At 64.4% G+C, this 14,376-nt stretch carries 13 protein-coding genes and 1 pseudogene; all 14 read left to right on the forward strand.

Annotated features, from left to right (window positions below; genetic code table 11):
- The first annotated feature begins 473 nt into the window (after window positions 1-473).
- Window positions 474-1,796, forward strand: a complete 1,323-nt coding sequence (locus G5V57_RS12840; protein ID WP_165174078.1) for an ABC transporter substrate-binding protein — start codon at window positions 474-476, stop codon at window positions 1,794-1,796.
- A 262-nt stretch (window positions 1,797-2,058) separates the two neighbouring features.
- Window positions 2,059-2,958, forward strand: coding sequence for a carbohydrate ABC transporter permease (locus G5V57_RS12845; RefSeq protein ID WP_246737688.1), 900 nt, complete (start codon window positions 2,059-2,061; stop codon window positions 2,956-2,958).
- Window positions 2,955-3,910: pseudogene (locus G5V57_RS12850) on the forward strand (carbohydrate ABC transporter permease). Before G5V57_RS12845 ends, G5V57_RS12850 begins: the two are co-directional and overlap by 4 nt.
- Window positions 3,907-4,095 carry a hypothetical protein gene (locus G5V57_RS12855; RefSeq protein WP_165167889.1) on the forward strand — a complete coding sequence of 63 codons (189 nt, stop codon included), beginning with the start codon at window positions 3,907-3,909 and terminating at the stop codon, window positions 4,093-4,095. Before G5V57_RS12850 ends, G5V57_RS12855 begins: the two are co-directional and overlap by 4 nt.
- 239 nt (window positions 4,096-4,334) lie before the next feature.
- Window positions 4,335-5,423, forward strand: a complete 1,089-nt coding sequence (locus G5V57_RS12860) for an ABC transporter ATP-binding protein (protein WP_165167890.1) — start codon at window positions 4,335-4,337, stop codon at window positions 5,421-5,423.
- Between the two features lie 236 nt (window positions 5,424-5,659).
- Window positions 5,660-6,676, forward strand: a complete 1,017-nt coding sequence (locus tag G5V57_RS12865) for an ABC transporter ATP-binding protein (RefSeq protein ID WP_165167891.1) — start codon at window positions 5,660-5,662, stop codon at window positions 6,674-6,676.
- The gene (dhaL, locus tag G5V57_RS12870; RefSeq protein WP_165167892.1) at window positions 6,673-7,275 is read left to right on the forward strand and encodes a dihydroxyacetone kinase subunit DhaL; all 603 of its coding nucleotides are present in this window, start codon (window positions 6,673-6,675) and stop codon (window positions 7,273-7,275) included. The genes G5V57_RS12865 and dhaL overlap by 4 nt, the downstream gene beginning before the upstream one ends.
- Window positions 7,272-7,664, forward strand: a complete 393-nt coding sequence (dhaM, locus tag G5V57_RS12875; RefSeq protein WP_165167893.1) for a dihydroxyacetone kinase phosphoryl donor subunit DhaM — start codon at window positions 7,272-7,274, stop codon at window positions 7,662-7,664. Before dhaL ends, dhaM begins: the two co-directional genes overlap by 4 nt.
- Window positions 7,661-7,963, forward strand: coding sequence for an HPr family phosphocarrier protein (locus G5V57_RS12880; RefSeq protein WP_165167894.1), 303 nt, complete (start codon window positions 7,661-7,663; stop codon window positions 7,961-7,963). The genes dhaM and G5V57_RS12880 overlap by 4 nt, the downstream gene beginning before the upstream one ends.
- On the forward strand, window positions 7,947-9,539 hold the full coding sequence (gene ptsP / locus G5V57_RS12885; RefSeq protein ID WP_165167895.1) for a phosphoenolpyruvate--protein phosphotransferase: 1,593 nt from the start codon (window positions 7,947-7,949) through the stop codon (window positions 9,537-9,539). The genes G5V57_RS12880 and ptsP overlap by 17 nt, the downstream gene beginning before the upstream one ends.
- On the forward strand, window positions 9,539-9,973 hold the full coding sequence (locus tag G5V57_RS12890; RefSeq protein WP_165167896.1) for a hypothetical protein: 435 nt from the start codon (window positions 9,539-9,541) through the stop codon (window positions 9,971-9,973). The genes ptsP and G5V57_RS12890 overlap by 1 nt, the downstream gene beginning before the upstream one ends.
- The gene (gene dhaK / locus G5V57_RS12895) at window positions 9,970-10,959 is read left to right on the forward strand and encodes a dihydroxyacetone kinase subunit DhaK (protein WP_165167897.1); all 990 of its coding nucleotides are present in this window, start codon (window positions 9,970-9,972) and stop codon (window positions 10,957-10,959) included. The genes G5V57_RS12890 and dhaK overlap by 4 nt, the downstream gene beginning before the upstream one ends.
- Window positions 10,960-11,474: 515 nt before the next feature.
- On the forward strand, window positions 11,475-13,070 hold the full coding sequence (locus G5V57_RS12900) for a sugar ABC transporter ATP-binding protein (RefSeq protein WP_165167898.1): 1,596 nt from the start codon (window positions 11,475-11,477) through the stop codon (window positions 13,068-13,070).
- Entirely contained in the window at window positions 13,067-14,362 is a 1,296-nt protein-coding gene (locus G5V57_RS12905) for an ABC transporter permease (RefSeq protein ID WP_165167899.1), read from the forward strand. Before G5V57_RS12900 ends, G5V57_RS12905 begins: the two co-directional genes overlap by 4 nt.
- The last annotated feature ends 14 nt before the right edge of the window (window positions 14,363-14,376 follow it).

Below are 14,376 nucleotides of genomic sequence, written 5' to 3' on the forward strand. Positions count from 1 at the left end.
AACGGCCGCGCCCCCCGCTCGTCATGGCCGGGCCCCGACCCGGCCATCCAGTTGGGACGCCATACAGCTGCTGCGCGGATAGGCTGGATGGCCGCCTCGAGGGCGGCCATGACGAGATGGAGAGTGCTTCGCGCGATGCCCCGGCCCGTCATGGCCGGGCGTCGACCCGGCCATCCAGTCTCGGCACCTTGCACCTGCTGCATGGATAGGCTGGGTGGCCGCCTTGAGGGCGGCCACGTGCTAAACATTCAACTAAACTTCTCAATTCAATATCTTACCGTTATGCAGCGAAAATCCCTTCGCAGTTGCACGTCTACGCGCTTGTGTTGTTTAGTAATTGGTGTCTTAATAAACAAAATTACTTAACAACGAAATTCGGCCGCGCGCCCTGAGGCGCCTGAGCCGAAGCGCATCGCGGAAGCCGTTCCGGCGGCCGGATGCGGATGGCAACGGGAGAAGACCTCATGAAGACTATGCTGAAGACTGCAGCGGCGTTCGGTCTTGCCGCTTTCGCCGCCGCCGCCGGCCAGTCGAGGGCCGAAGCGGCTGAGCTGACTTTGTGCTGGGCGGCCTGGGATCCGGCCAATGCGCTGGTCGAGCTGTCCAAGGATTTCGAGAAACAGTCGGGCATCACGATGAAGTTCGAATTCGTGCCCTGGCCCAATTTCGCCGACCGCATGCTCAACGAGCTCAATTCGGGCGGCAAGCTCTGCGATCTGCTGATCGGCGATTCGCAATGGATCGGCGGCGCCGCCGAGAACGGCAATTACGTGAAGCTCAATGATTTCTTCGACAAGGAAGGGATCAAGATGGCGGACTTCGCGCCCGCCACCGTCTATGCCTATTCGACCTGGCCCAAGGGCACGCCCAATTACTGGGCGCTGCCGGCGATGGGCGACGCCAATGGCTGGTTCTACCGCAAGGACTGGTTCGCCAAGCCGGAGCTCCAGGCCGAGTTCAAGAGCAAATACAACCGCGATCTCAGCGTCCCCAAAACCTGGGACGAACTCAAGCAGGTGGCGGAGTTCTTCCAGGGCCGCGAGATCGACGGCAAGAAGGTCTATGGCGCGGCGATCTTCACCGAGCGGGCGTCGGAAGGCATCACCATGGGCGCCACCTCGGCGCTTTATTCCTTCGGTTTCAAATATGAGACAGAGCCCGGCTCCTACCGGATGGAAGGGGCGGTCAATTCCGAGGACGCCGTCAAGGGCCTCGAATTCTACAAGTCCCTCTACAAATGCTGCACGCCGCCGGGCTACACCGACAGCTATATGGGCGAGGGGCTCGATGCCTTCAAATCGGGCCAGGTCGCCATGATGATGAACTGGTTCGCCTTCATGCCCGGCATGTACAAGGACGAGAAGGTCGGCGGTGAACATGTCGGCTTCTTCGTTAACCCGGCGCAGAAGGTCGCCGCCTCGACGCTGGGCGGGCAGGGCATCTCGGTCGTCTCCAACACCGACAACATGGATGGCGCGCTTGCTTACATCAAATGGTTCGCGCAGCCCGAGGTGCAGAAGAAATGGTGGTCGCTGGGCGGCTATTCCTGCCTCAATGCGGTGCTGAACGATCCTTCCTTCAAGGACTCGCAGCCTTTCGCCGGCCAGTTCCTCGAGGCGATGGGCGGCGTCCAGGACTTCTGGCAGGAGCCGGCCTATGCCTCGCTCCTCCAGGCCATGCAGAAGCGCCTGCATGACTATGTCGTCGCCGATCAGGGCACGGCCAAGGAGGCGCTCGACAAGCTGATCGCCGACTGGACCGAGGTCTTCAAGGAAGAAGGCAAGATCAGCAACTAGGTCGGCTCTCGCGCTCCCCCGTCATTCCCCCTCTCCCGCTTGCGGGAGAGGGTGGCCGAAGGCCGGGTGAGGGTGTCAGGCAGTCGATCCGAACACTGCCGAGAGCCACCACGCGGCGCGATACACCCTTCTCCCGCAAGCGGGAGAAGGGGAAACCTGGCAGAGCACGCCCAGAGGCACCCTGGATATGAGCATGGCGACGACAGAGGATCGAGCACAGAGCGGGATCGCCGATCAGGCGGCGGGCACCACAGCACCCGTCATGGCCCGGCGCATGCGCGGCCTCTCCGACAAGGCGATCGCCTGGGTCTTCATTGCGCCGACCATCGTCCTCCTCCTGGTGATCAACATCTTTCCGCTGATCTGGACGATCTATCTCTCCTTCACCAACTACCAGGCGAACCGTCCCAACCGGCCGATCACTTATGTCGGCACCAGATGGTATCAGGACATATTGAGCTCGCCCGATGTGTGGGCGGCGATGCAGGCGACCGCGCATTTCGTCTTCTGGACCATCCTGCTGCAGACGCTTATCGGCTTCGGCCTCGCCTATCTCATCGACCGTAAGTTCCGCGGCCACGCCTTCTGGACGACCATCATCCTCATCCCGATGATGCTGTCGCCGGCGGTGGTCGGCAATTTCTGGAAGTTCCTCTATCAGCCGCAGATCGGGCTCTTCAACACCGTCGTCTCGTTCTTCACCGGCATCGAGCCGTCGTCCTTCGAGATGCTGGGCTCGGTTCATCTGTCGCCCTGGTCGATCATCATCGTCGATACCTGGATGTGGACGCCCTATGTGATGCTGATCTGCCTCGCGGGCTTAAGATCCATCCCCGACTACATCTATGAGGCGGCCGAGGTCGACCGCGCCTCGCCGTGGCGGCAATTCTGGTCGATCACGCTGCCCATGGCGCTGCCCTTCATCATGCTCGCCGTGCTGTTCCGCGGCATCGAGAATTTCAAGATGTTCGACATGGTCAATCTCCTGACCGGCGGCGGACCCGGATCGACCACCGAAGTCGCCTCGATCACGCTCAAGCGCGAGGCTTTCGAGAAGTGGCGCACCGGCTATTCCTCGGCCTTCGCCATCATCCTTTTCGTCGCCGTCTTCGGCCTCGCCAATATCTATGTGAAGGCGCTCAACCGGGTGAAGCAGAGATGAGCCAGGCCCTGACCACCGCCCATTCCGTCGTCGCCCCTTCGGCGCTGTCGAAGAAGGTCGCCGGGACGATCGTCATCCTCTATGCCGTCGTCTCGATGATCCCGCTCGCCTGGATCCTGATGACCGGCTTCAAGACGCCACCCGATTCGATCGCCTATCCGCCCAAGTTCGTCTTCCAGCCTTCGCTCGAAGGCTACTGCAATCTCTTCACCACCCGCACGCGCCAGACGGCCGACTACATCCAGTCGCTGGGGCCGCCTTCCGGCATCTGCGACGAGATCACCCGCAAGCGCGACATGGTCATCGCCGGCCCCTCCAATTATGTGCCGCGCTTCTGGAACTCGCTCATCATCGCCTTCGGCTCGACTTTTTCGCGGTGTCGCTCGGCGTGCTCGCGGCCTATGCCTTCTCGCGCTTCCGTATCCCGCTCGCCGACGATCTGCTCTTCTTCATCCTGTCGACGCGCATGATGCCGCCCATCGCGGTGGCCATCCCGATCTATCTCATGTACCGCAAGCTCGGCCTTTCCGACACGGCGCTCGGCATGATCCTGCTTTATACCGCCGTCAATGTGTCGCTCGCCGTCTGGCTGCTCAAAGGTTTCATCGACGAGATCCCCAGGGAATATGAGGAGGCGGCGATGATCGACGGCTATACGCGGCTGCACGCCTTCTTCAAGGTGGTGCTGCCGCAGGCGGCGACCGGCATCGCCGCCACCGCGATCTTCTGCCTGATCTTCGCCTGGAACGAATATGCCTTCGCCGTGCTCCTCACTTCGGGCGAGGCGCAGACGGCGCCGCCCTTCATCCCGACCATCATCGGCGAGGGCGGCATGGACTGGCCGGCGGTCGGCGCCGGCACCACGCTCTTCCTGGTGCCGCTGCTCGTCTTCACCGTGCTTCTGCGCAAGCATCTCCTGCGCGGCATCACCTTCGGCGCGGTGCGAAAATGAGCGATCTCCTCACCCGTTTCCTGCGCCTTCGCCGCGGCCCTTGGGAAAATCTGGCGACCATTGTCATCGCCGCGGGCGTGCTCATGCTGCTGCAGCCCTTGTCGCTTATCCTCTACACCTGGTCCTTCGCCACCATGCTGGCAGGGACGGTGATGTTCGTCATCGTGTCGAAGTTTCCGGAATGAGGTGACAGACATGATCAAGGAAGGAACCATTATTTCCCCTTCTCCCGCATGCGGGAGAAGGTGGCGCGAAGCGCCGGATGAGGGTGTCCTTTGTGACATGATCGGAGAACCTGGCAAAGAAAGCGTCAGCCGAACCAACACCCTCACCGGCCCTGTCGGGCACCCTCTCCCGCAGGCGGGAGAGGGGGAATACTGGAGGCATGCGGCAGCCATGACGAACGGGAGCATGGAGTGAACTGATGGCCGAGATCCGCGTCGAGAATCTGAACAAGTCCTTCGGCGAATTCACCGCCGTCAGGGATGAGAGCTTCACCGTCCCCGACGCCTCCTTCTTCTGCCTGCTGGGGCCTTCGGGCTGCGGCAAGACGACGACGCTCCGCATGATCGCCGGCCTCGAGCTGCCGACAGCGGGGCGCATCCTGCTCGGCGGCGAGGATGTCGCCTTCAAGCGCGCCTCAGCACGCGACATCGCCTTCGTGTTCCAGCTCTTCGCGCTCTACCCGCATATGAATGTGCGCCGTAATATCGGCTTCCCGCTTCTGTGCCAGGGCGTTGCCGCAGCTGAGATCAAAGCGCGCGTCGAGGAGACGGCGAAACTGCTGCGCATCGATCAGCTTCTCGACAAGCCGGTATCGGGCCTCGCCGGTGGCGACCGCCAGCGCGTGGCGCTCGGGCGCGCCATCGTGCGCCGCCCGCTCGCCTTCCTGATGGACGAGCCGCTCGGCACGCTCGACACCGAATTCCGCGACCTCATGTGCGCGGAGCTGCGGGGGCTGCATGAGCGCATCAAGGCGACCACCGTCTATGTGACGCATGACCAGCTCGAGGCGATGTCGATGGCCGACCGCATCGCCATCATGAACAAAGGCCGGATCGAGCAGCTGGGCTCGCCGCAGGAAATCTATGACCGCCCGGCCACGATCTTCGTCGCCGATTTCGTGGGTTCGCCGGCGATGAATCTGATCGAGGTCGGGGGCGGGCTGGCCAAAGGCGCCAGGATACTCGCGCTGGCCGATGCTATCATCGCCATCCCGGAATTGCGCGAGGATGCGCCGGCCGAGGATCTGGTTCTGGGCGCGAGGCCCGAGCATATCCGCTTCGACGACGCGTCCAGCTATCGCGGCGAAGTGTTCGGCAGCGAATATCTCGGCACCTTGCAGATCGTGACGGTGAAGGTGCCGCAGGGCCGGCTCAAGGTGAAGCTGCCGGCGAGCCAGGTGGTGCGCAGCGGCGAGCAGGTGGGCTTGAACTTCCTTGCCGACCGCCTGTCGTTGTTCGACAAAGATTCCGGCCGCGCGCTCAGATCTGCTTTGCATGATGTGCGATGATGCGGGGGAAACTGAAATGACGCTCGCTGAGTTTCGAGGTTTTCCCCCTCTCCCGCCTGCGGGAGAGGGTGCCCGAAGGGTGGGTGAGGGTGTTGGTTCAGCTTTGCGGAGAGTGAAGGACCGCAATCGAACGCTCCCGTCGCCTACGCGCAATCATCGCTTCAAACAGACACCCTCATCCGGCCTTCGGCCACCTTCTCCCGCAAGCGGGAGAAGGGGAAATGTGGGCGGCGCCCATGGCTGACATCGCGCTCCGCAACGTAACCAAGCGGTTCAAATCGGTCACCGCCGTCGACGGCCTTACCCTCGATATCGCCGACGGCGAGTTCACCGTGCTCTTAGGTCCGACGGGGGCCGGCAAGACGACGACCTTGCGTATCGTCGCCGGTCTCGAGACGCCCGATCAGGGCGAGGTGTGGATCGATGGCCGCAATGCGCGAGGCCTCGCGCCCGCGGCGCGCGATGTGACCTTCGTGTTCCAGCAATATTCGCTCTATCCGCATTTGAGCGTCTTCGACAATCTGGCCTTCCCCTTGCGCAGCCCGGCGCGGGGTATCCCGGAGCCCGAGATCAGACGGCGCGTCGAGGAGGTGGCGGGACTGCTGCGCATCGGCCATAAGCTCGCCAGCAAATCGACCCAGCTCTCGGGCGGCGAGATGCAGCGCGTCGCCATCGGCCGGGCTCTCGTGCGGCGCCCGTCGGTTTATCTGATGGACGAGCCGCTGTCCTCGCTCGACGCCAAATTGCGCGCCGATCTGAGGTTGGAGCTCAAGCGCATCCAGCAGGAGCTGGGCGCCACCATACTTTATGTGACGCATGACCAGATCGAGGCCATGACCATGGCCAACCGCATCGGCGTGATCGACAAGGGCCGCCTCATCCAGCTAGGCTCGCCGCGCCAGATCTATGAGGACCCGGATTCCGTCTATGTCGCCCAGCGCTTCGGCCAGCCGCAGATCAATCTCCTCCCTGCCGGGCTCCTGCCCAATGGCGCCCTGCCGAGGGGCGCCGCCACGGTCGGCGCGCGCACCGAGCATCTGGGGTTGCGCAAGGATGGAGCCGGGCAAGCCCAGGTGGAATGGGTCGAGCATCTGGGCGATCAGAACCATCTGCATCTGCGCCTCGGCGAGCATCGGATCACCACCTTGACGCCGCCCGATACGATGTTCAAATCCGGTGACCTGGTGGCGGTGGAACTGATGAAACCGCTTTATTTCGACGCCCAGGGCCAAAGACTGAGAGGTGCGCCATGACGCCGGATCTGGGCCAACTGCTCGATGTCGCGGCGGGCCGCATCATCGCCCATGCGGAGGAGCTGACCACGCTCGATTCGGCCATTGGCGATGCCGATCACGGTCTCAATATGAAGCGCGGCTTCGAGGCCATTCTCGCCGACCGGGCGAATATTCTGGCGAAACCCTTGCCCGAGGCGCTGAAAGCCATGGGCATGACGCTGGTGATGAAGGTGGGCGGCGCCTCGGGGCCGCTTTATGGAACCCTGCTTTTGACGCTCGGCAAGGAGCTGCCGGCCGAGCCCGGCCTCGCCGATCTGGCGCGGGCACTCGACGCTGCGGTCGCGGCGGTCAAGGCCCGCGGCAAGGCCGATTTCGACAACAAGACCATGCTTGATGTCTGGGGCCCGGTCGCCCAACATATCGGCAATGGCACGGCGAGCTTCGACAGCGTGCGGGAGCTTGCCCGCAGCCGGGCCGAGGCGACCGTGCCGATGAAGGCGCTCAAGGGGCGGGCGTCCTTCCTGGGCGAGCGCTCGATCGGCCATATGGACCCGGGTGCGCGCTCGAGCGAAGTGCTGATCGCCGCGATATGCGACGTATTGGAGGGAAGAGAATGAAGGACAAGGTCGGCATCGTCATCGTCTCGCACTCGCCCGATGTGGCGCGCGGCACTGCTGACATGGTCCGCCAGATGGTGGGCGAGGACGTGCCGCTGGGCTTCTGCGGCGGCAATCCCGAGGGCGGGCTCGGCACCGATGTCGCCAAGATCGTAAAAGCCATCGAGGAAGCCTGGTCGGATAAGGGCGTCGCCATCCTTGTCGATCTCGGCGGTGCGGAGACCAACAGCGAGATGGCGGTCGAGATGCTGGACGCCGATCGGCAGGGCAAGGTCGTGATCTGCAATGCGCCGATCGTCGAGGGTGCGGTGATGGCGGCGACCGAGGCCTGGGGCGGCGCGTCGCTCGAGGATGTCCGGCGCACCGCCGAGGAGCTGTCGCCGCAATGACCGCATGGATCTCCAACTCGGTGCCGATCCGGCATGATGTCGGGCTGCATGCGCGGCCCTCGGTCAAGCTCACCAAGCTTGCGAAGACCTTTGCCGCGGTGATCGAGATCGCGGGTGAGCCCGACGGCCCGTGGATCAATGCCAAGAGCATCGTCAAGGTGATGGCGATGAAGGCGAAGCAGGACTCGATCTTGTATGTGCGCGCCGAGGGCGCCGATGCGGCCGCCGCGGTCGCGGCGCTGAAGGAACTTGTCGAGCGTGATTTCGACGAGGATGCGGCGCATGCGGCAAGCGGTTGAGCTGAAAGGCAAGCCCGCTTCGGACGGCATATTCGCCGGGCCGATCTTCTTTCTGGGCGCGACCCGGAGCGGGCGCCGGGTTGCCGGCGACGCTGAGGCCGAGCGGCGCGCCCTTGACGCGGCGGTCGCGGCGGCCATTGCCGGCCTGACGACGCTGGTCGAGACCGCGCCGGCCGAGGGCGCCGAGATGCTGGGCTTCCAGATCGCACTCCTCGAGGACGAGGCGCTGCTCGAGCCGGCGCACGCCTTGATCGCCCAGGGCATCGAGGCCGACGCGGCCTGGCGCAAGACCGTCGAAGCCGAGATCGTCGGCTATGAACTGTCGGACGATGATTATTTCCGCGCCCGTGCCGCCGATCTGAAAGACATGCGCGACCGCGTGCTGCGCGCCTTGAGCGGCGAGAGTGCGAGCCTGGCGCAGGCCGGCGCGATCCTGATCGGCGATGACGTTCCGCCCTCGCTGTTCCTGGAAGCCGACTGGTCCAAGGGCGGCGCCATCGCGCTAAGCCACGGGAGTCCTTCGAGCCATGTCGCCATCCTGGCGCGCGGGCGCGGCGTGCCGATGGTCGTGGGGCTCGGCGACATCGTAAGTGCCGGCCATGCCGAAGCGGTGATCGACGGGGCACTTGGCCTCCTGGTGCTGAGCCCCGACATGGCGCAGAAGAAGCTGTGGTCGAAGAAGGCCGAGGCGCTGGCGGCAAAGCGCGCCCGCGAGGCCCGCTTCCTCGCCGAGCCGGCGCGCCTCAAGGATGGCAGCCGGATCGAGCTTCTGATCAATGTCGCGGGGCCTGAGGAGCTCGAAAGCCTCGATCCCCGTTTCTGCGACGGCATCGGTCTCATGCGCTCGGAGTTCCTGTTTCGCGACGGCCAGAAGCTGCCCGACGAGGAGATGCAGTACAGCGCCTATCGCAGCTTCCTTGACTGGGCCGAGGGCCGGCCCGTCACCATCCGCACCCTCGATATCGGCGGCGACAAGCCGATCAAGGGATTTACGCCGGAAGGCGAGCGCAATCCGTTTCTGGGTCAACGCGGCGTGCGCCTGACACTCGAGCATGTCGCGGTATTCAAGGCGCAGCTGCGCGCTCTGGTGCGCGCCGCCGTCCACGGCAATCTCAAGATCATGCTGCCGATGGTCACCATCGCGGACGAGCTCGACCGCTCGGCGGCGCTGCTCGACGAGGTGATGACCGAGCTAACGCGGGAAGGCATCGCGGCGAAACGCCCGCCGCTCGGCATCATGGTGGAGGTGCCGGCCGTCGCAGTGGCGCCGGAGCTCCTGGCGAAAGCCGCGTTCTTCTCGATCGGCTCCAACGACCTGACCCAATATGTCATGGCGGCGGCGCGCGATGAGGCGGCGGTCGCGAACTTAAGCGATCCGGCGCATCCGGCGGTGCTCAGCCTCATCGCCAATGTGACGCGCTTTGGCCGCGAGCAGGGCATTCCGGTGAGTCTCTGCGGCGACATGGCGAGCGAGCCCCGGCATCTCAAGGCGCTGATCGCGGCAGGACTCAGAACGCTGTCGGTCTCGCCCGCATCCATCGCGCGCGTCAAGGCCGCTCTGGCGGATATCGGCTGATGGCCGAAGCCCAGCCCCAGACGCCGGCCGCCGTCGCCGCCTATAAGAAGCTTCTGAGCGACGTCATCGACAGGAGGCCCTCCGGCACGCGCCAGCGTCTGGCGGCCGCCCTCGGCAAGAACCGCAGCTTCGTCTCGCAGATCACCAATCCCGTCTATGCGGTGCCCATTCCGGTCGTCCATCTCGATCTCATCTTCGAGGTCTGTCATTTCTCGCTCGAGGAGCGCCGGAACTTCCTGGGCCTCTATCTCGCCGCCCATCCCAACCGCCCCACCCCAATCCATGCCGCCCACAAGGTGAAGGCGCATACCGTCTATCTGCCCGATCTCGGCGATGACGACAGGAATGCCAGGCTCCATACGCTGATCAGCGACTTCGTCCGCCAGGTGGCGAAGCTGATCGAGGATGAACCGCCAAAAGGGAAACGCCGATGAAGAAGCTGATCAACGCCGTCGATGATGTCCTGACCGAAAGCCTCGACGGTTTCGCCGCCGCCCATGCCGATCTGGTGTCGCTCGGCGAGGATCGCAAGTTCATCCGCCGCAAGAGCCTGAAGCCCGGCAAGGTGGCGCTGATCTCGGGCGGCGGCTCCGGCCATGAGCCGCTGCATGGCGGCTTCGTCGGCCATGGCATGCTCGATGCCGCCTGCCCGGGCCAGGTCTTCACCTCGCCGACACCCGACCAGATGATCGCCGCGTCGGAAGCGGTCGACCAGGGGGCGGGCATCCTCTTCATCGTCAAGAACTATGAGGGCGACCTCATGAATTTCGAGATGGCGAAAGAGATGGCGGGCCGCACGATCGAGACGGTCATCACCGATGACGATGTGGCGGTCGAGAATTCGCTTTATACGACGGGACGGCGCGGTGTCGCCGGCACGCTGGTGGTCGAGAAGATCGTCGGCGCCGCCGCCGAGGCCGGACAGAATCTGCAGACGCTGAAAAGCCTGGGCGAGAAGGTCAACAAGCGCTCGCGCTCGATGGGTGTGGCGCTGACGAGCTGCACCGTGCCCGCCGCCGGCAAGCCGACCTTTGTCCTGGGCGAGGACGAGATGGAAATGGGCGTCGGCATCCATGGCGAGCCGGGACGCCGGCGCGTGAAGCTGATGCCCGCCGATGCCATCGCCGAAGAGATGATTATCGCCATCCTGGCTGATCTCGAGGCGGCGAAGTCCGGCGATGTGCTGCTCTTCGTCAATGGCTTCGGCGGCACGCCGGCGATGGAGCTCTATCTCATGTATCACGCCGCGGTCGAGGCGCTTGCCCGGCGCGGCGTGACGATCGCGCGTTCGCTGGTCGGCTCCTATGTGACGTCGCTCGACATGGCCGGCTGCTCGATCACCGTGACGGCGCTCGATGCGGAAATGCTGAAATTCTGGGATGCGCCGGTGCATACGCCGGGGTTGAGATGGGGGATGTAGGCAAGCGCCTCATCATTTCATTTCGTCACCCGGGGCTTCGCCACTATCGGATTCACACATCTAATGACCGGCCTGCCGCTTTACCCTCGCCCTGCAAGCGAAGCGCAGCGGGGAGAGGGAAGGGGCCCGACGCGCAGCGGCGGGAAGGGTGAGGGGCACGGCCACCGCCACCGACGCAGTGAGGGCATACTTGTTGCGAGAGCGTTCAGTTGTCTGAGGTCGAACTCAATCTCGCAAAAGCCCCTCACCCTCCCATTGCTACGCAATGGGCCCCTCCCTCTCCCCGCTAAAGCGGGGCGAGGGTAAGGGCGCATCCCTCACGAGATGTGTGAATCCGATAGCGGCTTTCGCCGGGATGGCGGTTGGGGTAGGATCGCGCCGAACGGATAAGGTGGGAGGATCAAGTGGCGGCACCGCTCTGGCGCCTCGATCACGATTTTTTCAGCCCGGCCAGTTCTCAAGTGAGGCGTCTCCTCGCCTTTCTGCCATTGCGCGCGTGACCGGGTCACACGCCGATGCCCGCTCTTGCTGATCGCGCACCGGAGACCCCCTCGGAATCATCCGATGCCGCCCTGCGCGCCCGGCGCATCGGCAAGAGTTTCGGCGCTGCCCGCGTTCTCCAGGATGTGTCGCTCGATCTGAAAGCTGGCGAGATCCTTGCCGTGGTGGGTGAGAACGGCGCCGGCAAATCCACATTGATGAAGATCCTGGCCGGCATCCATGACGAGTATGACGGCGAGATCGAGCTGTTCGACAGGGCCGTGCGCTTTACCGGCGTGCGCGATGCCGAGCGCCGTGGCGTCGCCATCATCCACCAGGAGCTCAATCTCGTTCCGGGCCTCTCCGTCGCCGAGAATATCTATCTCGGCCGCGAGCCGATGCGTTTCGGCGTCCTGGTCGACCGCAAGAGGCTGAGCGCCGCCGCCAGCAGGCTGTTGGCCGAGCTCGGCATCCGCATCGATCCGTCCGCGCAGCTCGGGCGCCTGCGCATCGGCGAGCAGCAGCTCGTCGAGATCGCCAAGGCCATCTCGATCGGCGCCCGCATCCTGATCATGGACGAGCCGACCTCGGCGCTGTCGCCGGCCGAGACCGAGACGCTGTTCGCGATCGTCCGCCGCCTCGCCGCGGAAGGGGTGGCGGTCATCTATATTTCGCATCGCATGGACGAGATCATGGCGCTGGCCGATCAGGTCATGATCCTGCGCGACGGCCGTCATGTGCTGACAGCACCCATCGGCGACCTGACGCGTGACCGCATCATCACCGCCATGGTCGGCCGCGAAGTGATTTCGGCGCGCCAGCTTCACCGCTCCGAGTTGGAGGCCCCCGTCCTCGCCGTGAAGGATCTGTCGCTCGACATCATGACGCGGCGTGGCGCGCGGCGCGTCATCGACGGCGTTTCCTTCGCCGTGCGGCCCGGCGAGATTCTGGGCATTGGCGGACTACTGGGCTCCGGCCGCACCGAGATTCTCGAGACGATCTTCGGCGCCAGCGTGGGCCGCGGTGGTGGCGAGATCACCATCGGCGGAAAACCCGTCGCCATATCCTCGCCGCAGCGGGCGCGCGCTCTGGGGCTCGCTTTCGTGCCGGAAGACCGCAAGCTGAAAGGTCTCGTGCTGTCCGACACGATATCCGACAATGTCGCCTTGCCGTCCTTCGCCGAGCTGTCGCGCTTCGGGATGCGGCGCATCGCGCGCGAGGAGAGTGCCGCGGCGCGGCAGATCCGCAACCTTGCCATCGTCTGCCGCAATCCAAGGCAGAACAGCGCCACCTTGTCCGGCGGCAACCAGCAGAAGGTCGTGCTCGGCAAATGGCTCGAGACCCGGCCGCGGGTCCTCCTGCTCGATGAACCGACACGCGGCATCGATGTCGGCGCCAAGCAGGAAATCCACGATCTTATTCTGGCGCTGGCGCGCGACGGTCTCGCGGTCGTGGTGGTGAGCTCGGAATTGCCGGAGCTGCTCCATCTGTCCGACCGCATCCTGGTGATGAGCGAGGGCCGGCCGCAAGGTCTACTGAGCCGGGCACAGGCGAGCGAGGAGGCGGTCATGCGCCTCGCCGCGAGAGGTCATCGCGATGCGACGATAGCCGTGGAGGAACTGCCGTCATGAAGCTGTGGCGCACTCTGTCGGCGACCAAGCTCTATTGGGGCCTCTTACTGCTCTTCGCCATCGGCGTCGTATTTTCGCCCGAGACCTCGAGCGGCAAGAACATTTTTCTCTCCTATGGCAATCTCACCGACGTCCTGCGCCAGGTGTCGATCATCGGTCTCGCCGCCGTCGGCATGACCACGGTCATCCTCATCGCCGGCATCGATCTCTCGGTCGGCTCGCTGATGGCCTTCGCCTCCGTCGTCACCGGCATGCTGCTCACCCAGGAAGGCTGGACGCCGGCAGCCACTATGGCGGTGCCGGCGCTGGCGATCGTCGCCTTCCTGATCTTCGCCGGCCTCGCGCGGTTCATCTTCACCAATCTGGCGCGCGGCGACGAGGCGGTAGGGCATCATGAGACGGTGATCCTCGATCCCCTGCGCCGCGTCTGGATTCCGCTCGCCGCCGGCACTGTCGCGGCCATTCTCGCCGCCCTTTATGCCGCAAGCCATGTCCCGACCAAGTTCGGCGTCGTCGCCGTGCTGCTCGTCGTGCCCGCGCTCGGACTTCTGCTGGGCGCCCTGAACGGCATCATCATCGTGCGCGGCAGGCTGCAGCCCTTCATCGTGACGCTCGCGATGATGGTGGCGGCGCTCGGCATTGCGCGGCTCACCGCCGGACAGAACAGCGCGGTGCTGCCGGTCTATCCGGGCTCCAACGCCACCGCCGACTTCAACAATCTGCGCTCCATGCTGTGGGGCGTGGCGCCGGTGCCGGGCCTCTTCTTCATCGCCGCGGCGATCATTTATGGCGCCCTGCTGCGGTTCACTGCTTTCGGCCGCTATGTCTATGCCATCGGCGGCAATGAGGAGGCGACAAGGCTGTCGGGCGTCAAGGTTGACCGGGTGAAGATCACCGTCTATGCCTTTTCCGGCATGCTGGCGTCGATCGCGGGCGTCCTCTATGTGGCGCAATATCGCCAGGGCAAGCCCGATGCCGGGGCGGGGCTCGAGCTCGACGCCATTGCCGCGGTGGTGATCGGCGGCACCAGCCTGATGGGCGGGCGCGGCAGCATCGCCGGCACCATCGTCGGCGTTCTCATTTTCGGGCTGCTCTCCAATATTCTGCAGCTCCACAATATCAATTCCAATCTCCAGCTGGTGCTCAAGGGTTTGATCATCGTGGTCACTGTGCTGGTGCAGGAACGCAATCTCGACGGGCTGTTCGGCAGCTGGTCATTCAAGGGCCAGGACCGGAAGGCGCAAGCGGGGTCGGCTGCCATTCAGCCGGGTAAAAGCAAGGAATCTTCATGACAGGAGGAAGACAC

Origin of the sequence: Nordella sp. HKS 07 (genome assembly GCF_011046735.1) — a bacterium.
Lineage (GTDB): Bacteria > Pseudomonadota > Alphaproteobacteria > Rhizobiales > Aestuariivirgaceae > Taklimakanibacter.

What these genes read in the sequence shown, in the direction of transcription:
- G5V57_RS12840 (WP_165174078.1), top strand. Translation starts at nt 474, where the DNA reads ATGCTGAAGACTGCAGCGGCGTTCGGTCTTGCCGCTTTCGCCGCCGCC.
- G5V57_RS12845 (WP_246737688.1), top strand. Translation starts at nt 2,059, where the DNA reads ATGGCCCGGCGCATGCGCGGCCTCTCCGACAAGGCGATCGCCTGGGTC.
- G5V57_RS12855 (WP_165167889.1), top strand. Translation starts at nt 3,907, where the DNA reads ATGAGCGATCTCCTCACCCGTTTCCTGCGCCTTCGCCGCGGCCCTTGG.
- G5V57_RS12860 (WP_165167890.1), top strand. Translation starts at nt 4,335, where the DNA reads ATGGCCGAGATCCGCGTCGAGAATCTGAACAAGTCCTTCGGCGAATTC.
- G5V57_RS12865 (WP_165167891.1), top strand. Translation starts at nt 5,660, where the DNA reads ATGGCTGACATCGCGCTCCGCAACGTAACCAAGCGGTTCAAATCGGTC.
- dhaL (WP_165167892.1), top strand. Translation starts at nt 6,673, where the DNA reads ATGACGCCGGATCTGGGCCAACTGCTCGATGTCGCGGCGGGCCGCATC.
- dhaM (WP_165167893.1), top strand. Translation starts at nt 7,272, where the DNA reads ATGAAGGACAAGGTCGGCATCGTCATCGTCTCGCACTCGCCCGATGTG.
- G5V57_RS12880 (WP_165167894.1), top strand. Translation starts at nt 7,661, where the DNA reads ATGACCGCATGGATCTCCAACTCGGTGCCGATCCGGCATGATGTCGGG.
- ptsP (WP_165167895.1), top strand. Translation starts at nt 7,947, where the DNA reads ATGCGGCAAGCGGTTGAGCTGAAAGGCAAGCCCGCTTCGGACGGCATA.
- G5V57_RS12890 (WP_165167896.1), top strand. Translation starts at nt 9,539, where the DNA reads ATGGCCGAAGCCCAGCCCCAGACGCCGGCCGCCGTCGCCGCCTATAAG.
- dhaK (WP_165167897.1), top strand. Translation starts at nt 9,970, where the DNA reads ATGAAGAAGCTGATCAACGCCGTCGATGATGTCCTGACCGAAAGCCTC.
- G5V57_RS12900 (WP_165167898.1), top strand. Translation starts at nt 11,475, where the DNA reads ATGCCCGCTCTTGCTGATCGCGCACCGGAGACCCCCTCGGAATCATCC.
- G5V57_RS12905 (WP_165167899.1), top strand. Translation starts at nt 13,067, where the DNA reads ATGAAGCTGTGGCGCACTCTGTCGGCGACCAAGCTCTATTGGGGCCTC.